This is a genomic window from Flavobacterium chuncheonense (assembly GCF_042686145.1).
GTDB classification, from domain to species: Bacteria; Bacteroidota; Bacteroidia; order Flavobacteriales; family Flavobacteriaceae; genus Flavobacterium; species Flavobacterium chuncheonense.
Window position 1 is genome coordinate 238,166 of record NZ_JBHUPC010000006.1, and the last position, 20,704, is coordinate 258,869.

A 20,704-nucleotide genomic window follows, 5' to 3' on the forward strand; every position below is an offset into this window, starting at 1 on the left:
TTAATTAAGATTAAGTTTCTTTTTTAACTTTAAAAAAAGTAAAGCGGTAAGATATGCATCTCCACAAGCTGTATGTCTATCGCTTTTTCTTATTTTATAGATGTCACATAACTCGTCCAAACTGTAGTGTTCATCATCTGGAAGATGCTTTAATTTTTGGTACATAGCATCGGTATCGATAAAATCATTCTTCAATTTGCCAAGCTCCAACCGGTCAAGTGCTTTGTTAATCATTTCAATGTCGAACCATATGTTGTGTCCAACAATTGTGCTATTTTTAATAAAATCTAAGAAACGTATAATAGCTTCTGCTTCTACAATTTTATCTTCTTGACTATCTCTTATAATACCATGAATCGGTACAGATTCCGGTTTAAAAACCTCTTGGTGAACAAATACATTAAGTACTTCGCCAACCTCAATACGATTGGCAATAATTTTTACAGCTCCAATTGATAAAATTCGATCATTTTTAACACTCAAACCAGTAGTTTCACAATCAAAAACAACGTATTCTTTTGCCAATTTTTGCTTGTTTTCGGAACTAAATTGCGCCAAATAACTCTCCCAAAAGGGAGGGAATTCTTTACTGTTATTTTTCAAAAAAGCCCAATTCATTTTATGTAAAATAAGTTAATTGAAAACGATTTTTGATTACTTCCTGAATTTCTGAAATGGGTTGAAAATCATTTTTAAGTTTTACTTTATCTAACTTTGATAAGTTACTTAAATCTAAATACCTACCATTTGAATTGTTTCGTAATCCTTCTTCTGTTCGGAACTTTAATAATTCTAAAAAAGCTTCATTACAGGCTTCGTATATTAGGGCATTTTGGGGTTCAATTTCTGCTAATTTTGCAAAGCGATATGAGGTGTTTGTATTTTTATTAATACCCATATGTAAACTTAAAATCCTAGCGGCATCAATTAAAGGCATTAAAGCTCTAGCCTTGATATCAAAAGTATCTTTATGTTCACCATCACTTTCCACTAAAAACTGTCTAAAAAAGCCTAATGGAGGTGGGTTTTTTAAAGCATCAATTCCTAAAAACGCCAAGAACAATTCATTGTTTTCAATTTCATTATTGATGGTTTCGGTTAATGCATTGGCCAAATTTTCATCACCATATATACAGTGGTAATCAAAGAAAATTGTAGTCATTAAAATACCTTTATCACCTGGGTTTTGAATCCATTTACGAATTTGAGAATTCCAATCCGAAAGAGATCTGCACCAAAATGGATTTGAAGCCATCATATCAGCTGGGCAATATTCATAACCTATTTTATTCAGTTTTTTAGTTATGATTTTAGCTAAGTGTAAAAAATAATGCTTTGTGTTTTCATGATTTTCGGTAGCTACATCATCAAAAATAATAGCACTATCTTGATCGGTTAACAAAAGCTGTTCTTTTCGACCTTGACTTCCTAAATCCAACCAAACAAATTTTGATGGAGGAGGAGTGCCTATTTTTTCAATAGCAAAATCAATAACTCTCTTTGTTATAGCATTGTTTAATTCACCAATAATAGAACATATATGCGAAATAGGTATGTTTTTATCGATAGAATGTTGAATTAAATCGGTCATTTTATCACGAACCAGTTTCAAATCAACAATATTATGAGCACGTTTGATTTTCTTTAATAATACACCAGGATTGTTGGCTTGAGATACAACAACATCATGTTCAGAAATAACACCCGTGATTTCTGATTGATTTGTTCCGTCTTTTGTAACACATAAATGCCCAACATTGTATTTTAACATCATCATTTGAGCTTCAGCTATAGACAAATTTTCAGGAACAGTTATTACAGGAGTAGTCATAATTTGATCAAGGGTAACACTTATAGGATATAAACCGGTAGCAATTTTTGATCGTAAATCTTTATCGGTTATAATACCAATTGGTAATTGATTTTCCTGTACAATAATACTACCAATACGTCTATTTGACATAATCTGTGCAACATGTTGTACAATATCGTTAACAGCTGCAGTTATTGGATCTGTAGAATAACTTATAGGCTGATAATACTGTATCTCATTATTATGATCATCATAAATCACATTTTCTGAAATTAATTTTCCTTTGTGTGTTTTATCGTATGGATTCCTTGTATTAGACGCGAAACTTTGTAATAGAAAATCCAATACTGCAGGAGTCTGCAATGCCAATGGTTTAAAATCAGCAATTGGAATTGCATATAATATTGTTTCTTCACGAGCTTTAGCCGTCATGAGGTAGTTGTCTTTAGCAAAAAAGGGACGTAATCCTAAAACGTCGCCTTCGTCACATTTATCAATCAAAACATCATCTGAATCCGAAGTTATGGATAAACCTATGGCACCAGTTGCTACAACATAAAAAGAATCGTGAATTTCATCATGAATTTTAAACAAAATTTCATTTTTGTCTAAGTAAATCACTTTACAAGTATTGGCAACTTGTAAAATTTGATTATACGACAGTTCAGAGAATGGGTGATAGTTTTTAATAAAATCGGTTATACGTTCTGCGATAGGGTTTTTCATAACTAAAATATCATTAAAGCTAATTTAATAAATTTTATGATATGTTTTATGATTTTCTATTTTACATAATGTATATTATAAGTCAAATAATTGTATGTTTAATTCTTATGCTTAATCTGATTAATTTGGTTTTCTATATTTATTTATATGTGTGAAATTAACAAAAAAGAGTTGGATAAATCTTATTTTAATTATAGTTTTGTGCACCCTATAAAAAAGCTCGGAATGGAAAATAAATATGCACAAAAATTAATTGAGAAAATCCAAAAAAATGTTTTACAAGGTAAATTCAACATTGAGGAAATTGTAACAGATTTAAAAAAAATCCGCGAGTATTCTCTTGAAGAACAAAATCCTATAGTTACTAAAGCATTACGTTTAGCTTATGAGCATTTAGAAGAAAATGATGCTTTTTTAATTGGTATTCCAGATGATGAACCAATTGATGGTGAAGAAACGGCTTCTGAGAATTTTTCTACTGAAAATAATATCGAAAGTTTTGAATACTTTTTATCATTAATTTTTGATTTAAGTATGAAGAATAATGTATTAGATTTAAAAGAATACAATAAAGCTTTTGTCGCTTTTTCATAAGAATTTAAAGTTCTATTTTACATAATATAAATCGGTTGAAAAACCGATTTTTTTTTAATTTTTCTTTAACGAAGTCCCTAATTTTTCTTGCTAAATTTGTACTTCTTACACACTGACCATGCAGAAATCTAAAAAATCTAGAGCGCAATTATTGCATCAATATTATAAATACACGGGTTTTTACGCCTTTATATGGGCTAATACCAAAAAGGCACTTTTGCCATTAGGAATTATTATTGGTATTTTATTGTATATCAATTATAAAGTAATGAGTATCAATGACATGTTGCTTTATGTAACTCAAAATTACAGTGATTTTTCAATTTTTAGCCTGTTTTTCGTTTCCGAAAGTATTCTGGGTTTATTACCTCCAGATATTTTTATTGCATGGACAAAAGGAACAGAGAGTCCACTACTCTATTTGTCACTTTTGGCAGTATTGTCATTTTTAGGAGGAGTAATATCATATTATAAAGGTCGTACTTTATTATTGGTTCCTAAAATAAATGATTATTTGGAAGGAAAAATGACAAAACATATTCGCAATATGCAAAAATGGGGAGGATTTTTAATTGCTGTAGGTGCATTATTGCCATTACCTTTTGCCATTGCTTGTTTAGCTGCTGGTATGATTAAATTTCCACAACGACAATTTTATATTTTCGCATCTTTACGTGTATTCCGTTTTGTTATTTACGGATATGCAATTTATTCTGCTTTATCATGATAAAATTTTTTAAAATTACAGCTTTTTTAGAAGGTGTATCGTTACTTGCCATTTTAGGTAATATGTGGTTTGTAAAGCCTATTGATATGGTTTTATACAAATCATTATTGTTTCCTATTGGAATGACGCATGGATTATTGTTTATTGCGTATATTGTTTTAGCAACAGTTTTTAAATTCGAAAAACGTTATAATTTTTCAACTTACTTTTTAATTTGCATTGCATCTTTAATTCCTTTTGGTACTTTTTATATTGAAAAAAAGTATTTAAATCAATTAACTTAAAATGAAAATATTCAACTGGGCATATCAATTTTTTGTTGATTTAGGTATTGGTGATACATCAGCAATCTATCTAAATTTAGTTATCAACATAGTAGTCTTATGTATAATTGCCTATTTGTTGGATTATATTTTTAAAAAAATATTGATTATTTGTTTGGCTATTGTTGCTGCTAAGACGAAGTCAACATTTGATGATTTTTTGGTAGCCAATAAAACGGCAAAATATGTAGCACATTTATTTCCGTTATTATTCGTTTTTAAAACGGTTCCTGTAATTCTAACAGATTTTACCAAATGGGAATCATTTTTTGAAAAAGGTATTAAAATTTATATCATTTTATTAACACTTTGGATTGTACGAAGTGTATTCAATTCCCTTAAAGACTATTTAAAAAACAAACCTCGATATTCTGATAAACCTATTGATAGCTACATACAAGTTATCATGATATTATTATGGATGTTTGGTGTTTTTTCTTTTGTTTCAATACTTTTCAATATAGGAAAAACAGCTTTCTTAACCACTTTTGGATCTATTTCGGCAGTTATCATTCTCGTTTTTAGAGATACCATTTTAGGATTTGTAGCAAGTATTTCGGTTTCTGTTAACGATATGGTACGTATTGGGGATTGGATTACATCTGATAAATTTGGTGCTGATGGAGATGTAATTGAAATTAATTTAGCAACAGTTAAAGTTCGAAATTTTGACAACACTACCACAACAATTCCTACATATAGTTTAATTTCTGATAGTTTTAAAAACTGGAGAGGAATGCAAAAATCCGATGGTAGACGAATAAAAAGACATATTCTTATTAAGTCAAAATCGGTTAAGTTTATCCAAAGAAAGGAATTACAAAAATTTCAAAAAATTCAGCATTTAACATCATATATCGAGCATCGTCAAGCGGATATTGATCGTTACAACCAAAATAACGATGTTGATAAGAGCATGATTGTAAATGGTCGAAATTTGACCAATTTGGGATTGTTTCGCAAATATATCAACCAATATTTATTATCACACCCTGGCATTAACAAGGATATGATGTTGATGGTACGTCATTTACAACCTACTGATAAAGGAATACCTTTAGAAATTTATTGCTTTTCAAAAGATAAAGTTTGGGAAAATTATGAGCACATTATGGCTGATATATTTGACCACATTATAGCTTCAGTACAATTTTTTGATCTAGAATTGTATGAATTGGATAATTCCATTCATTTAGATAATTAATTCTTTAAACGATCTTTTACATATTCAATTTGGGTTTTGTTATGAGCTTTAGGTTTATTATCAGGACCCAAATTTACCATTGTAATTGTATCTACTGTAAGAATGGTTTCATGTGTCATTTTATTTCGGACTTCACATTTAAGAGTTAAGGATGTTTTTCCAAACTTAACCACATCGATACCCAATTCAATAATATCACCCTGCTTAGCAGAACTCATGAAATTGATTTCGCTCATATGTTTGGTTACTACTTTTGTGTTTTCTAATTGAATAATTGCATATAAAGCAACTTCTTCGTCTATCCAAGCTAACAGTTTACCACCAAATAAAGTTTCATTTGGATTTAAATCTTCGGGTTTTACCCATTTTCTTGTATGAAATCTCATAATTCTAATTTATTTGCTGTTATGAAATTACAAAAGAAATATAAGTTTAGTAAGATTTTTACATTATTCTTTTTTATAGCATTATTTAGAAAAGCAATGCTGTGTGGAGTTATTAACTATTATGTCTTAATAACTTAAAATGAAAAAAGCACAAGTAAAATCCTTTTTTTGTAAATTTAAGTAACCCTTAAATAAACTTGTTATGAAAACGAAAGATGAAGCAATTTTAGAAATTAGAGGCACTGCTATTGGAAATGTTTTTGAAACTTCTTCTTCGGAAGAAAAATTTCAAAATCAAACATTGCGACCAATACTAAAATTTCAGAATGATCTTTTTTTAGCTGTTTTTAGAAATTATGCAACCAAGCAAAAAAGTGTATTTTTTAGTTTAACTCCTGATAAGAAGATGCATTATATTGAAACGGCAATACAGCGCGATATTAAGTTTAGAAATTCACTTAAAGGGATTGTAATAGGTATGTTTACTTTACAGGAATATGAAGAATACATTCAAAATTCTTCTAATTTGAATAAGCGTATGATGAATTTACTCATTGAACGTTTAAAAAGTCAAGTCCAACTTTTTGAAGAAGCCGCTTAATAAAGCGGCTCTCCGTTTAAATTTGTTGTCAAAACAGCACTCATGTAATTAAAATACGGATGCATTGCTTTAAAGGTTACTATAACTTCAGTTTTAAAGTCAGGTGATAAAACTTCTTTGTCAGTGAATTTTCGAATTACTAAATATTGTTTTTTCTTGATTAAATCTATATCAGGATGGTTTTTATCAAAGCCTTTTGGAGCTGTTTTGACTTCTTCACCCGTTAATTCACCGAAATATTTTTTAAATTCATCGGTGCTAATAATTTCGCTTAACTCATTTGCATCCAATTCAATTTCTTTTCTTATGCGAAGTAAATCTTCTTTATTAGGTTCCCAAAAACCGCCAGCTATAAAAGAACCTTCTGGCTCAATATGTAAATAATAGCCACCACGTAGCATCGGTTTTGTTCTACTGTATGTTACCCCAAAATTGGTTTTATATGGTGATTTGTCTTTAGCAAAACGGACATCTCTGTAAATTCTAAAAATCTTAGTTTTTTCGATACTATCAATTTTAGAAAGTTCTTGTCCAATTTCATTAAAGAAAGCTTTGGTTTCCTTTTGTTGTTTCTCAAAAATCGATTTATTAGTTTCAAACCAATCTCGGTTATTGTTGTGTCTCAATTCTTTTAAAAAAGAAAGTGTATTTTGTGTTATCATTAATATTTCATTTGATATCTAAATTTACAAAACTATATTAAGCTATTTTGAAATCAGTCAAAATATTAATCTGTTCTTTCTTTTAACAATTTTACAACATCATCTAACTCAAATTCTTTAGCTTGTAATAAAATCAAATAGTGAAATAATAAATCGGCACTTTCATTTAGAAATAATTCCTTATTGTTATCTTTTGCTTCAATAACCACTTCAAAAGCTTCCTCTCCTACTTTTTGGGCAATTTTATTTATTCCTTTTTCGAATAGAGAAGCGACATAACTTTTTTCAGTTGAAGCATTATTTTTTCTATTGTTTATAATTTTTTCTAATTTGGATAAGAAACCGTAATCTTGTTTATTATTTTCGTTCCAACAAGTATAAGAACCCTTATGACACGTTGGTCCTACTGGATTTACTTTTATTAAAAGGGTGTCCTTATCGCAGTCCAAAGCATAATTTATTAAGTTCAAAAAGTTACCACTCTCCTCTCCTTTTGTCCACAATCGATTTTTTGATCTACTAAAAAAAGTAACTTTATTTGTCTCGATTGTTTTTGTAAAAGCTTCTTGATTCATATAACCTAACATTAATACGTTTTTAGTTTCATAATCTTGAATAATGGCCGGGACCAACCCATCAGTATATTTTGAAAAATCTATATTCATTTTATTATTTGCTTATTATTAAATTCGAACAGGAACATGCTGTGTTTTTAAAAATTGTTTTAATTCTGGAATTTCGATTTCTTGGTAGTGAAATACACTTGCTGCCAAAGCGGCATCGGCTTTTCCTTCTTTAAAGGTATCAGTAAAATGTTGCATAGTCCCAGCGCCACCAGAAGCTATGATAGGAATATTTACTATTTCGGATAATTTAGCCAAAGCGTCATTAGCAAAACCGTTTTTTGTTCCATCATTATTCATAGAAGTAAATAAAATTTCACCTGCGCCTCTTTCTTCTACTTCTTTTGCCCAATCGAATAGTTTAATATTGGTTGGAATTTTACCACCAACCAAATGCACCATCCACTCTCCTTCTATTTCCTTTGCATCGATAGCAACAACAGTACATTGACTTCCATATTTGGCAGCAATCTCATTAATTATCTCAGATCTTTTTACTGCTGATGAATTGATTGAAATTTTATCGGCACCATTTCTTAATAAAATAGCAACATCTTCTACAGAAGAAATACCACCCCCAACAGTAAACGGAATATTAATTGCTTCCGCTACTTTTCGAACCAAATCGACTAGTGTTTTTCTTCGTTCTTCCGTTGCTGAAATGTCTAAAAAAACCAACTCATCTGCACCAGTTTTGGCGTATTTGTTAGCCAATTCAACAGGATCACCAGCATCTCTTAAATCTAAAAAATGAACACCTTTTACGGTACGTCCGTTTTTAATATCCAAACAAGGGATAATTCGTTTTGTTAGCATTTTTAATTGTTTAAAATGTAATTTTCCAATTGTTTTAAGCTAATTCTGTTTTCATAAATGGCTTTGCCAATTATTGTTCCCTCACAACCCAATTCAGCTAATTTGGGTAATTCATCATATGTTGAAATTCCTCCTGAAGCGATTAATTTGATATTTGGAATTTGTTTTAAAATCTTTTCATACCAATCAAAACTTGGTCCTTGTAACATACCATCTTTTGAAATATCGGTACAAATAACATATTCAATTCCTTTTGATTGGTATTTTTGAATAAATGGAATTAATGCTTCTGTAGATTCTTCTAACCAACCCGAAATGGCTATTTTTTCATTATTGGTATCAGCACCTAAAATAATTGCGTCGGAACCATATTGAGCAATCCATTTTTTGAAAATTTCTGGATTTTTTACAGCAATACTTCCACCAGTGATTTGTTTCGCGCCACTTTCAAAAGCTATTCTAATATCTTCATCGGTTTTAATGCCTCCACCAAAATCAATTTTTAAAGAGGTTTTAGATGCAATTTGTTCTAATACTTTATAATTCACAATTCGACTCGATTTGGCACCATCCAAATCCACTAAGTGCAGATATTGAATACCGTATGCTTCAAATTCTTTTGCAACTTCTAAAGGATTTTCGTTATAAATCTTCTTTGTATCGTAATCTCCTTTTGAAAGTCTTACACATTTTCCGTCAATGATGTCTATTGCAGGTATTATTCTCATTTTTCAAATATTATTTAGTTCAAGGAAGTTTTTTAAAATCTTTTCACCTTGAATTCCACTTTTCTCAGGATGAAATTGCACTCCATAAAAATTATCTTTTTGTATAGCAATTGCATATTCAATATCATATTCAGTTGTAGCAATTGTGTATTTACATTTTGGAACAAAGAAACTATGCACCAAATACATAAACTCTTCTTCTTTTATTTCTTTGAATAAATCTGTACTCAATTTTTTGATGGTATTCCAACCCATTTGAGGAACCTTTACAGCATTTGAAAATCGGACAACATTTACATCAAAGATTCCTAACCCATTGGTATTTCCTTCTTCCGAATGTTTACATAATAATTGCATTCCCAAACAAATACCTAAAACAGGTTGTCTTAACGTAGGAATTAATTTGTCTAATCCTAAATTCTGTAGCATTTTCATGGCACTTGACGCTTCACCTACTCCTGGAAAGATTACTTTATCAGCTTTTGAAATAATATCCCAATTAAAAGTAACTTCACCTGCATAACCCAATCTATTCAAGGCAAACAATACACTTTGCACATTTCCTGAACCGTAATCTATAATCGCTATTTTCATTACAACATTCCTTTTGTTGATGGTAAAATCAGTTTTTCAGTATCTCTTTTTACTGCAACTTTAATTGCTTTTGCAAAAGCTTTAAAAATCGCCTCAATCTTATGATGTTCATTTGTACCTTCTGCTTTTATATTCAAATTTGCTTTAGCACCATCGGTAAAGGATTTGAAGAAGTGATAAAACATTTCCGTTGGCATTTGACCTATCATTTCACGTTTAAAATCGGCTTCCCAAACCAACCAATTTCTGCCACCAAAATCAATAGCTACTTGTGCTAAACAATCGTCCATGGGTAAACAAAAACCGTAGCGTTCAATTCCTAATTTATTGCCTAAAGCTTTGGCGAAAACTCCACCTAAAGCTATTGCAGTATCTTCAATTGTGTGGTGTTCATCTACTTGTAAATCGCCTTTCACTTGAATAGTCAAATCCATTTGGCCGTGCCTCGCAATTTGGTCCAACATATGATCAAAAAAGGCTAAACCTGTATCAATTGAACTCTTTCCTGTCCCATCTAAATTTAAGGTAATCGCAATGTCCGTTTCATTTGTTTTACGAATAATTGAAACAGAACGTTCTTGTAGTTTTAAAAATTCATAAATCTTTTCCCAATCATTACTTTCTAAAGCAATTGATTTTTGAAGTTCTTCTAATGAATTTTCAACTTCAGTTGTTCCTGCTTGTATTCCATCGTTAATAAATATAGCTTTGCAACCCAAATTTTTAGCCAATTCCACATCGGTAATTCGGTCACCAATTACAAAGGATTTTGTCAAATTATAAGCAGGATTGTTGATGTATTGTGTGAGCATTCCTGTACGAGGTTTGCGTGTAGATGCATTATATTCGGGGAAACTTCTATCGATGCATTGATTTGCAAAAACAACGCCTTCGCCTTCAAAAGTTTTCATAATGAAATTGTGAACCGGCCAAAAAGTTTCTTCTGGAAAAGATGAAGTTCCTAAACCATCTTGATTGGTAACTAGTACCAATTCAAAGTCTAATTCCCTGGCAATTTTTCCTAGAAAGGTTAGACATTTTGGATAGAAATACATTTTTTCAAAAGCATCAATCTGATAGTCGGACACTTCCTTTATCATAGTGCCATCGCGGTCAATAAATAATATTTTTTTTGCCATTATAATGTTTTTAAAATTGAGATAACTTTTTCGTTTTCACCTGAAGTTCCAATTGTGATTCGCAAACAGTTGTTACACTGTGGTTCGTTTGTTCTATTTCGAATCACTATTCCTTTGTTTAATAATTGATTATATCGTTTTATTGCATCATCTACTTTAAATAAAATAAAGTTAGTATCAGAAGGGTAAACATCCAATACAAATGGAATTTCTGTAAGTACTTTTGCTACTCTATTTCTTTCAAAAATCAGCTCTTTTATTTGAGTATTCGTTTTGTTTAAACGCAACAATTCAATAGCTTTTTGCTGTGATAATTCGTTTACATTATACGGTGGTTTTATCTTATTTAAAATCGAAATTATTGCTTTAGAAGCATATAAAATTCCTATTCTTAAACCAGCCATTGCATAAGCTTTGGAAAGTGTTTGTGTTACAATTAAATTTGGATATTGTTCCAAGCTTTGTAACCAACTTTCTTTTTCAAAGAAATCAATATACGCTTCATCTATTACAACCAATCCATTAAAGGATTCTAATAACGTTTTGATTGCTTCATCTGTATAAGAATTACCTGTTGGATTATTGGGTGAACAAAGGAAAATCAACTTTGTTTCTTTCGTTACTTCGTTTAAAATCGTTTCAATATCAGGTTGAAAATTCTCTTTTAATATGATTTTTTTGTTTTCAATTGCATTAATATCTGCTAATACACTGTACATTCCGTAAGTTGGAGGCAACGTGATAATATTGTCTTTATTGGGTTCACAAAAGGCTCTAAAAATTAAATCCAAAACTTCATCACTTCCATTTCCAATCAAGATATTTTCTGCTTTTATTCCTTTTTTTGACGCCAATAAAGCCTTTAATTCTTGCTGTTGAGGATCTGGATAGCGATTTACTCCGTTTTCAAACGGATTTTCATTAGCATCTAAGTAAATCATCTTTTGATTAAAATCTTTAAACTCATCTCTTGCCGATGAATACGGTTTTAATGATTTCACATTATTGCGAACCAAGGCATTTAAATCGAATGTTTTCATTTTTTCAAAGCATTTAAACGTAAGCTGACCGCATTTTTATGTGCTTGTAATCCTTCAGCATCGGCCATAATTTCAATACTTGGTCCAATATTTTGTATTCCTTCTTCGGTGATTTTTTGAAACGTCATCGCTTTCATAAAACTATCTAAATTTACTCCACTATAACTTTTAGCATATCCGTTTGTTGGTAGCGTGTGATTGGTTCCAGAAGCATAATCTCCAGCGCTTTCTGGTGTATTATTCCCAATGAATACAGAACCTGCATTTGCAATTCCGTTGATAAAGAAATCTTCATTTTTAGAACAAACGATAAAGTGTTCGGGAGCATATTCATTAATAAATTCTATTGCTTCTGTTTCAGTAGTTACATAAATGAGTCTAGAATTTTGAATGGTAACTTTGGCAATTTCTTTACGAGGTAATTCATCAATTTGCGCAATAATTTCTTTTTCAACTTTCGAAATCATTTCTTTAGAAGTCGTTACCAAAATTACCTGACTGTCTTTTCCGTGTTCGGCTTGACTCAATAAATCAGAAGCAACGAAAGTTGCATTTGCAGAATCATCAGCATAAACTAACAATTCACTTGGTCCGGCAGGTATATCGATTCCAACACCAAATTGAGTAGCGTATTGCTTTGCAACCGTTACAAATTGATTTCCAGGGCCAAATATTTTATAAACTTGAGGAATAGTTTCTGTTCCAAAAGTTAAAGCGCCAATTGCTTGAATTCCGCCAACTTTAAAAATTTTAGTAACCCCACATAATTGAGCGCTAAATAAAATAGCTGGATTTATTTTTCCTTCCTTATTTGGTGGTGTGCATAAAACAATTTCTTTACAAGCTGCAATTTGTGCTGGTAATGCCAACATTAATACCGTTGAAAATAAAGGCGCTGAGCCACCCGGGATATACAATCCTACTCTTTGAATAGGCCTTTTTTCTTGCCAGCAAGTAACTCCATTAGTTGTGATTACTTCAACTTTTTCTGTTTTTTGAGCGGCGTGAAAATTGTAAATATTGTTTTTTGCTACTTCAATAGCTTCTTTTAAATCTTTAGAAACTAATGAAGCAGCTTCGTCAATTTCTTCTTGGGAAACTAGAATATTTTCAAACAAAGTTCCGTCAAATAGAGATGTATATTTTTGAACGGCCACATCTCCTTTTTGTTGGATTTCTTTGAATATTTCTTTTACAGTTTCTTCAATATCTTCAAATGATTGTGTTGGTCTTTTTAGTATTTCCGACCAAGATTCTTTCTTTGGATTAAATATGATTTGCATAGTTGTGAGTTTTAAAATTATAATACCATTTTTTCAATTGGACACACCAAAATACCTTCAGCTCCGTTTTCTTTCAATTGGTCGATTACTTCCCAAAATTGATCTTCATCAATTACAGAGTGTAAACTGCTCCAGCCCTCTTCTGCTAAAGGCATAATTGTTGGGCTTTTTAGAACAGGAAGAATTGCACTTACTTTTGAAATCTTGTCATTTGGAACGTTCATCAAAATATATTTTGATTTTCTGGAACGTAAAACTGATTGAATTCTGAACAGTAGTTTTTTTAATATTACTTTGGAATCATTTGAAATTTTAGGAGAAACGGCTAAAACAGCTTCACTCTTTAAGATGACTTCCACTTCTTTCAATCCGTTTTTAAAAAGCGTACTCCCTGAAGAAACGATGTCAACAATGGCATCCGAAAGACCTATATTAGGAGCAATTTCAACGGAACCGGAAATTTGGTGGATGTCTACTGAAATACCTTTTGAAGAAAAATATTGGACAACCGTTTTGGGATACGATGTTGCTACTCGTAATTGATTTAAATCTTGAATGGAATTGTATTCAAAATTCTTTGGGACAGCCACTGAAACCTTACATTTTGAGAAACCTAGTTTTTCTGCTATTTGAATATTGGCTCCTTTTTCGAACAATAAATTATCGCCAACAATTGCAATATCGACCACTCCGTCGATTAAATATTGTGTAATGTCTGAATTTCGTAAATAGTAAACTTCTAAAGGAAAATTTGAAGCTAAAACCTTCAATTGGTCATTTCCATTATAGATTGCAATGCCACTATCTTTAAGAATCTGGATGCTTTCATCGTGTAGTCGACCTGCTTTTTGAATAGCAATTTTTAAAGTGTTCATTTTAATTGGATTTGATTTAAAATGAGTACACCAAGAAGAGTTAAAACTATCAGAAAATGAAAAACCCGCTTGATGTACTCAAACGGGTTTCTGATTTATATGGATTAATTACATAGCATCATTACTTCGCTTGAGCGGAGGTATGATGATGATGATGTAATTGATTTAAAAACATATTCTTTGCTTTAACGATGCAAACTTAGAAATTAATTTTTGAATAAAACAAATCTTTATTCGTTTTTTTTGTTTTTATGCTCTTAAATTGCAGATTTACACTATGTTGACGCCAAAAATATGTCCTACCAGTGCAGTAAGTCCCATAGCAATTGTACCCCAAAAGGTTATTCTAATAGCAGACTTTAGAACACTAGACCCACCTGTTTTTGCTGCTAATCCACCTAAAAGCATCAAAAACAAAATTGCAGAAACATATAGATAAAGCTCCATAGTAGCCATTGGTAAGAAAATTGTAACTAACAATGGTAAGATTCCTCCTATTGTAAAAGCTGCTCCCGACGCCAATGCAGCTTGAAATGGATTGGCTTGATTGATTTCATTTATTCCTAATTCATCCCTTACATGTGCTCCTAAGGCATCGAATTCTGTCAATTCTTGTGCTACTAATAAGGCTGTTTCTTTTTTTAAACCTCTTTTTTCATAAATTTCAGCTAAGCGTTGCAATTCTAATTCTGGCGTTTCAATCAACTCTTGTTTTTCTCTCTCGATATCGGCATTCTCAATATCGGTTTGAGAGCTTACGGACACATATTCTCCCGCAGCCATTGATAATGCCCCTGCAACTAAACCTGCGAGTGTTGCAAGTATTAACGCATCTCTGTTATCACTAGCAGCTGCAACTCCAATAGCGATACTTGCTGTTGATAAAATACCATCGTTAGCACCTAAAACAGCAGCTCTAAGCCAATTGCTTCGATGAATGTAATGATTGTCTAAATAATCATCTATGGGTTCATTTTGATTCATATGTGCTTTAAAAAAGGTTATATTATTTTATTTTTAAGAAAAACCAATATTATAAATCAAATTCAGAAGTATTGCAAAGTACTGTATTAAACTTGTTTTAATTAATTATCAATTTGAATGACGATTAAAAAAACTTATAATGTACCGTTTGTCAGTAATTCCGCTGTATTATTTACCAATGAATTTGGAATTATTTCAATAAAATTATCACTTTCTACACCTGTTTTAACCGCCACTTTTTTAAAGGTATAAACTGTGTTTGATTTCTTTTGTAATAAAAGTACGAACTTTTTATCATTTTCAGAAATTACTGCGTTTTTTGGTAGTGCCATTGCTTTTTTATTAGATTGTAATATTGAGGCATTTACAAACATTCCCACGATTAATTTTTCTTTTAAATCATCTGTTAATTTACCAAAAACAGAAATTGAGCGGTCTTCTTCATTTATAGCTTTTCCAACGATTTCAATTTTTGAAGTATAGCTTTTAGTTGCATTATCACCAATACTAAATTGAATTTCTTGCCCTTTAAAAACATTTAAAATATCTTTTTCAAATACAGCTAAACTCAAATGTAAATTACGATTGTCTACAATTTCAACAATTGTGTTTTCGGGAGCTATATAAGCCCCTAAACTTGCATTAGTTTTAACCACTACTCCATCAATAGGGGAATAAATAGTTATGGAAGAAGTTAAGTTTCCTCCTCGAACAGCATCGGGGTTGATATTAATTAATTGTAATTTGGTACGTAATGAATTGTAACTTCCTAAATTTTTCTTGTATTCACTTTCTGCTTTCAAGTAGTTCTTTTGGGACGTTATATTTTCATCAAACAATGCTTTTTGTCGTAAATATTCTGATTTTAAATATTTTAACTGTTCTGAAACTTCCAAATAATCACGTTGGATATCGACAAATTCGGTATTTTCAATGATAGCAATTGCTTGTCCTTTCTTGATGTTATCACCAATCATGACAAACGATTTCTTTATGTATCCTCCTAAAACGGCTGTTATATTGGCTTTGTCTTTTGCAGGTACGTCAATTTTTCCTGTAACATTTAATACAACATCAAAATCTTGTTCTATAAGAGAGCCGATTTGTATTTTTGAAGTTTCAAATTGTTCTTTTGAAATCGTTATTACATTTGAAGATTCATTTTCATTAAGTGGTTCTTCGGCACTGGTCTCTTTACAAGAAACGAATAAGAATAAAAGAGAAAAGGTATATAGTATTTTGTTCATAGCTATTGATAATTAATGTATTCTATATCTAAAAGTGTATTGTTGTATTCTAAAATAGCATCCAAATAATCGATTTTAATTTGCAATGCGTTTTCTAAACTTTGTATGTATTGAAAAAAATCAATTTCTCCGTGTTTGTAACTCACATTGGCTACTTTTAATATTTCATCCGAAAGCTTTTTTCCTGAATTTTCATAATAATCAATAGTGGTTTGTATGCCAACCAACTGATTATTTTTAGCTTCAATGAATTGATTTATTTTAACTATTTCAGCTTCTTTCTGATAGTTCCAACTTTCCTTTTCTAATTTCAAAATTTTTGTCTTCTTGGCATTTCCAGAAAAGAATAAGGGAACATTTAATCCAATTTGAAATCCGTAAAGAGAACTTGATAAACCGGTATTTTTACCTTGAAAATATTCCGCTGAAATAGAAGGAAACCAAGCTTGTTTTTGAAGTTTTAATTGCGAATTATAATTATTATAAATACTTTCATAATAAGATTTATAAATATCATTATTTAAAGTATTACTTAAATATTTTTTTAATTCAATTTCATTTACAATAACTAATGAATCGATTTGTAATGTACTCTGTAAAGCATTGTAAGCTGCTGCTTTTTCTTTTTCAATTTTCTGCAGCTCAGCAGTAATTTTTTGTGACTTCGCTTGAGCGGTTATTTTTTCCAAATAATTAGTTTCGCCCAATTCAAATCGTCTGTTACTAGCTATTGAAAAACTTTGATACAAACTATCCAAATACTGGTACAAATGTGCTCTATTTTGCCAATATACAATTTTGTAATAGTTCTTGGTAACGTTATAATGTAGCTTGTTTTTTTCAATTGCTATTGCTTTACTTTCTACATCATAATCCGCTTTTAATTGAGTTTTTTTAGCAAAATAAAGCGTTGGAAAATCAAAATCTTGTTGCACTCCGAAAACTTTTAAAGGTTCGTTATTAACCGCAAGATTATTTTGATCATAGCTGTAATACACTGAGGTTCTATCGAGTGTAAAAGCAGTACTTGCATTAACCTTTGCTTTTTCCAATTTAAGTTCTTGCGCTTTTAATGCTTTATTATTTTCAGTAGCCAATTGAATCAAACTTGATAATTCTTCATTTTTTTCTTGGCTTTTAGCGCTAAATCCAAAAAACATAAAAATTAAGATTAAAGTGCCTGATTTCATTTTTTTAAATTTTATTTTTTTGGTTTCTTTTTCATCTAACAGCTTAAATAAAACTGGAAGTACAATCATCGTTAACAGTGTTGCAGTTATTAAACCTCCAATAACTACTGTTGCTAGCGGTCGTTGTACTTCTGCTCCTGCTGATGCAGAAATAGCCATAGGAAGGAAACCTAATGCTGCTGCAGAAGCTGTTAACAAAACTGGTCGTAATCTATCAGTAGTTCCTTTTATAATTAATTCATCTAAAGTCATTTCACCTTGATGTGCTTTTAATTCTTTGAAATGTTCGATTAATACAATCCCGTTTAAAACCGCTATTCCAAACAAAGCAATGAAACCAACACCTGCTGAAATACTGAAAGGTAAATCACGTATCCATAAAAATAAAATTCCTCCAACTGCCGAAAGTGGTATTGCTGAATATACCATTGCAGCCTCTTTTACTGAACCAAAGGCAAAATGCAACAATACAAATATTAAAACCAATGCAATAGGTACTGCAATCATTAATCGGGCTTTTGCACTTTCTAAATTTTTAAATTGTCCTCCATATTCGATATAATAGCCGGAAGGTAAATCAATTTTACTATTTATTTTTACTTTGATATCATTAACAACACTTTGTAAATCACGGTTTCTAACATTAACCCCTACTACTACTCTACGTTTTGTATCGTCTCGTGAAATTTTAGCAGGTCCTTTGCTGTATTCAATTGTTGCTAATTCATTCAAAGGAATTTGTTCGCCATTCGGCAAGGAAACAAATAAATTTCGCAAATTATCAATAGAAGAACGTTTGTTCTCATTTAAGCGAACTACTAAATCAAAGCGTTTTTCACCTTCAAAAACTTGTCCTGTTGATTGTCCAGCAAAGCCCAGTGCTACAAAATTGTTTAAATCGGCAATATTTAATCCGTAACGCGCTATTTTACTTCTGTTATAGCGTACGTTCATTTGCGGTAAACCTTCTGTTTTCTCAACAATTACATCAGAAGCTCCTTCTACTTTATTAATTACTTCTTCAATTTCAATAGCTTTTTGAGCCAAAATGTCTAAATCTTCTCCAAATAGTTTGACAGCAATATCAGAACGCGTGCCTGAGATTAATTCGTTAAAGCGCATTTCAATAGGTTGCGTAAATTCAATATCAATATTTGGAATTTTACTTTCAATGGCTTCTTTTAGTTTATCAGCTAATTCATCTTTGGAATCAGCAGAAACCCATTCACTCTTGGGTTTTAACTTAATAATGACATCGCTTTCTTCCATACTCATAGGGTCTGTAGGTACTTCGGCAGCGCCAATTCTACTTACTACTTGTTCGACTTCTGGAAAATTGTCTAAAATAGTTTTTTCAATTTCAGTTGTAATTTCTATTGTTTTACCTAATGAAGTCCCAGTTTTCAAAACCGGTTGGATTACAAAATCACCTTCGTCCAGTGTAGGTATAAATTCTCCTCCCATTGTTGTAAACAGAATAATTGTTCCAACTAATAAACTAAAAGCACTGATTAGCACTTTTTTTGTGTTTTGTAATGCCCAATGAATTACTGGTAAATACCAAGTATTTAATTTGTTAATCAATCGATTTGAAATTGAACTTTCCTTATGCTCTTTTGGTTTTAAAAATAAAGAAGAAACAACCGGAACATACGTTAAGCAAAGTAACATTGCACCTACCAAAGCAAAACTAAAGGTTAAAGCCATCGGTTTGAACATTTTCCCTTCTACACCTGTTAATGAAAGTATAGGAATAAAAACGATTAAAATGATTAATTGTCCAAAAATGGCTGAATTCATCATTTTTGAAGCACTAGCAAACGTAATTTGGTCTATTTCATTTTGTTTATCCGTTTTCGATAATTGATTTAAAACAACTGTCTTTTTTGTAATTTGATAGGCAATATATTCCACTATAATTACTGCTCCATCTATGATGATTCCAAAGTCTATTGCTCCTAAACTCATCAAATTGGCATCAATACCAAAAATATTCATAAAGGAAATAGCAAATAGAAGACAAAGTGGAATTACGGAAGCTACGACTAATCCTGAGCGCCAATTGCCTAATAAAAGAACAACTACAAAAATCACAATCAAACATCCTAAAATCAGGTTCTCTGCAACGGTAAAAGTAGTTTTACCAACAAGTTCACCTCTTTCTAAAAAAGGGTTGATGTAAACGCCTTGAGGCATCTTTTTTTGCAATTCCGCTACACGTTCTTTAACATCGTTAAGTACTTGTTTGGAATTAGCGTTTTTTAACATCATAATTTGGCCCATAACCTTCTCTCCTTGCCCATTCCCCGTAACGGCACCAAAGCGATTAGCATGACCAAACTGTACTTCAGCTATATCTTTTACATAAATAGGAATTCCATTTGTGGTTTTAACCACTATAGATTTAATGTCATCAAGATTTGCAACCTTACCTTCTCCTCGTATGAAGTAACTTTCATTTGCTTTCTCTATATAACCACCACCAGCAATGCTATTGTTTTTTTCAAGTGCTGAAAATAAATCAGTTATCGAAATGTTCATCGCTTTTAAAGTTGCTGAATTCACCGCCACTTCATATTGCTTTAAATACCCACCCCAAGTATTAATTTCGACCACACCACTGATACCTGATAAATAGCGCTTTACTGTCCAATCTTGAATGGTGCGCAAATCCGTTATGGTGTACAAATCGGCGTATTCTGGTTTTACCTCTAAAGTATATTGATAAATTTCGCCTAAACCTGTTGTTATAGGTCCCATTTCTGGTATTCCAAAGCCATCAGGAATTTTCTCCGAAGCGGATTTTATTTTTTCTGCAATCAATTGACGAGGAAGATACGTTCCCATATTTTCTTCAAATACAATGGTCACCACAGAGATACCAAATTTTGAAATGGAACGGATTTCTACTACACCCGGTAGATTGGCCATTTCTAGTTCTACCGGTGCTGTTATATATTGTTCAATATCTTCTGTTGAAAGATTTTGAGAAGTTGTAATTACTTGTACCTGATTATTGGTTACATCTGGAACCGCTCCAATTGAAATTTGAAAAACAGAATAAATTCCGAAACCTAATATTGCAAAGGTGAAAAGTAAAATTATAAGTTTATTCCTTAAACTAAAGGCTATAATTTTTCCTAACATTT

The 20,704-nt window shown here is 31.2% G+C and carries 20 protein-coding genes; 5 read left to right on the plus strand and 15 right to left on the minus strand.

Annotated elements, in window-relative coordinates; genetic code table 11:
• Window positions 1-618, minus strand: coding sequence for a 3'-5' exonuclease (locus ACFS5J_RS01320; protein WP_379810125.1), 618 nt, complete (start codon window positions 616-618; stop codon window positions 1-3).
• Between the two features lies 1 nt (window position 619).
• Window positions 620-2,539, minus strand: coding sequence for a DUF294 nucleotidyltransferase-like domain-containing protein (locus tag ACFS5J_RS01325; protein WP_379810126.1), 1,920 nt, complete (start codon window positions 2,537-2,539; stop codon window positions 620-622).
• Between the two features lie 225 nt (window positions 2,540-2,764).
• Between ACFS5J_RS01325 and ACFS5J_RS01330 the strand changes: the two genes are divergently transcribed.
• The 4 genes from ACFS5J_RS01330 to ACFS5J_RS01345 all read left to right on the plus strand — a co-directional run bounded on the left by ACFS5J_RS01330 (window position 2,765) and on the right by ACFS5J_RS01345 (window position 5,387).
• Window positions 2,765-3,133 carry a hypothetical protein gene (locus tag ACFS5J_RS01330; RefSeq protein ID WP_379810127.1) on the plus strand — a complete coding sequence of 123 codons (369 nt, stop codon included), beginning with the start codon at window positions 2,765-2,767 and terminating at the stop codon, window positions 3,131-3,133.
• A gap of 118 nt (window positions 3,134-3,251) precedes the next feature.
• The gene (locus ACFS5J_RS01335) at window positions 3,252-3,860 is read left to right on the plus strand and encodes a YqaA family protein (protein WP_379810128.1); all 609 of its coding nucleotides are present in this window, start codon (window positions 3,252-3,254) and stop codon (window positions 3,858-3,860) included.
• Window positions 3,857-4,144 (plus strand): DUF3817 domain-containing protein, encoded by a 288-nt coding sequence (locus tag ACFS5J_RS01340; protein WP_379810129.1) that lies wholly within the window; start codon window positions 3,857-3,859, stop codon window positions 4,142-4,144. The genes ACFS5J_RS01335 and ACFS5J_RS01340 overlap by 4 nt, the downstream gene beginning before the upstream one ends.
• A 1-nt stretch (window position 4,145) precedes the next feature.
• Window positions 4,146-5,387 carry a mechanosensitive ion channel family protein gene (locus ACFS5J_RS01345; protein WP_379810130.1) on the plus strand — a complete coding sequence of 414 codons (1,242 nt, stop codon included), beginning with the start codon at window positions 4,146-4,148 and terminating at the stop codon, window positions 5,385-5,387.
• Here ACFS5J_RS01345 and ACFS5J_RS01350 read toward each other — a convergent pair.
• Entirely contained in the window at window positions 5,384-5,773 is a 390-nt protein-coding gene (locus ACFS5J_RS01350) for an acyl-CoA thioesterase (protein ID WP_379810131.1), read from the minus strand. The genes ACFS5J_RS01345 and ACFS5J_RS01350 overlap by 4 nt on opposite strands.
• Before the next feature lie 202 nt (window positions 5,774-5,975).
• On the opposite strand from ACFS5J_RS01350, the gene ACFS5J_RS01355 reads away from it, so the two are divergent.
• On the plus strand, window positions 5,976-6,374 hold the full coding sequence (locus ACFS5J_RS01355; protein ID WP_379810132.1) for a glyoxalase: 399 nt from the start codon (window positions 5,976-5,978) through the stop codon (window positions 6,372-6,374).
• Here the strand turns inward: ACFS5J_RS01355 and ACFS5J_RS01360 are convergent.
• The 12 genes from ACFS5J_RS01360 to ACFS5J_RS01415 form a co-directional block, all read right to left on the minus strand.
• Window positions 6,371-7,036 carry a DUF2461 domain-containing protein gene (locus tag ACFS5J_RS01360; RefSeq protein WP_379810133.1) on the minus strand — a complete coding sequence of 222 codons (666 nt, stop codon included), beginning with the start codon at window positions 7,034-7,036 and terminating at the stop codon, window positions 6,371-6,373. The two genes, ACFS5J_RS01355 and ACFS5J_RS01360, sit on opposite strands and share 4 nt — an antisense overlap.
• A 65-nt stretch (window positions 7,037-7,101) precedes the next feature.
• Window positions 7,102-7,701 carry a bifunctional phosphoribosyl-AMP cyclohydrolase/phosphoribosyl-ATP diphosphatase HisIE gene (gene hisIE, locus ACFS5J_RS01365; RefSeq protein ID WP_379810134.1) on the minus strand — a complete coding sequence of 200 codons (600 nt, stop codon included), beginning with the start codon at window positions 7,699-7,701 and terminating at the stop codon, window positions 7,102-7,104.
• An 18-nt stretch (window positions 7,702-7,719) separates the two neighbouring features.
• Window positions 7,720-8,475, minus strand: coding sequence for an imidazole glycerol phosphate synthase subunit HisF (gene hisF / locus ACFS5J_RS01370; protein ID WP_379810135.1), 756 nt, complete (start codon window positions 8,473-8,475; stop codon window positions 7,720-7,722).
• Between the two features lie 2 nt (window positions 8,476-8,477).
• Window positions 8,478-9,203 (minus strand): 1-(5-phosphoribosyl)-5-[(5-phosphoribosylamino)methylideneamino]imidazole-4-carboxamide isomerase, encoded by a 726-nt coding sequence (gene hisA, locus ACFS5J_RS01375; protein WP_379810136.1) that lies wholly within the window; start codon window positions 9,201-9,203, stop codon window positions 8,478-8,480.
• A gap of 3 nt (window positions 9,204-9,206) precedes the next feature.
• Window positions 9,207-9,797: an imidazole glycerol phosphate synthase subunit HisH gene (gene hisH / locus ACFS5J_RS01380; RefSeq protein WP_379810137.1), complete on the minus strand. Its 591-nt coding sequence runs from the start codon at window positions 9,795-9,797 to the stop codon at window positions 9,207-9,209.
• Window positions 9,797-10,936 (minus strand): bifunctional histidinol-phosphatase/imidazoleglycerol-phosphate dehydratase HisB, encoded by a 1,140-nt coding sequence (hisB, locus tag ACFS5J_RS01385; protein ID WP_379810138.1) that lies wholly within the window; start codon window positions 10,934-10,936, stop codon window positions 9,797-9,799. Before hisB ends, hisH begins: the two co-directional genes overlap by 1 nt.
• On the minus strand, window positions 10,936-11,976 hold the full coding sequence (gene hisC / locus ACFS5J_RS01390; protein ID WP_379810139.1) for a histidinol-phosphate transaminase: 1,041 nt from the start codon (window positions 11,974-11,976) through the stop codon (window positions 10,936-10,938). Before hisC ends, hisB begins: the two co-directional genes overlap by 1 nt.
• Window positions 11,973-13,259, minus strand: coding sequence for a histidinol dehydrogenase (gene hisD / locus ACFS5J_RS01395; RefSeq protein WP_379810140.1), 1,287 nt, complete (start codon window positions 13,257-13,259; stop codon window positions 11,973-11,975). Before hisD ends, hisC begins: the two co-directional genes overlap by 4 nt.
• A 17-nt stretch (window positions 13,260-13,276) precedes the next feature.
• On the minus strand, window positions 13,277-14,134 hold the full coding sequence (hisG, locus tag ACFS5J_RS01400) for an ATP phosphoribosyltransferase (protein WP_379810141.1): 858 nt from the start codon (window positions 14,132-14,134) through the stop codon (window positions 13,277-13,279).
• Between the two features lie 270 nt (window positions 14,135-14,404).
• On the minus strand, window positions 14,405-15,118 hold the full coding sequence (locus tag ACFS5J_RS01405) for a VIT1/CCC1 transporter family protein (protein WP_379810142.1): 714 nt from the start codon (window positions 15,116-15,118) through the stop codon (window positions 14,405-14,407).
• A 134-nt stretch (window positions 15,119-15,252) separates the two neighbouring features.
• Complete coding sequence (locus ACFS5J_RS01410; RefSeq protein ID WP_379810144.1) at window positions 15,253-16,365, minus strand: efflux RND transporter periplasmic adaptor subunit; 1,113 nt, start codon at window positions 16,363-16,365, stop codon at window positions 15,253-15,255.
• 2 nt (window positions 16,366-16,367) lie between these two features.
• A complete protein-coding gene (locus tag ACFS5J_RS01415; RefSeq protein WP_379810145.1) occupies window positions 16,368-20,702 on the minus strand; it encodes a CusA/CzcA family heavy metal efflux RND transporter in 4,335 nt (1,444 codons plus the stop codon).
• Window positions 20,703-20,704: the final 2 nt, after the last annotated feature.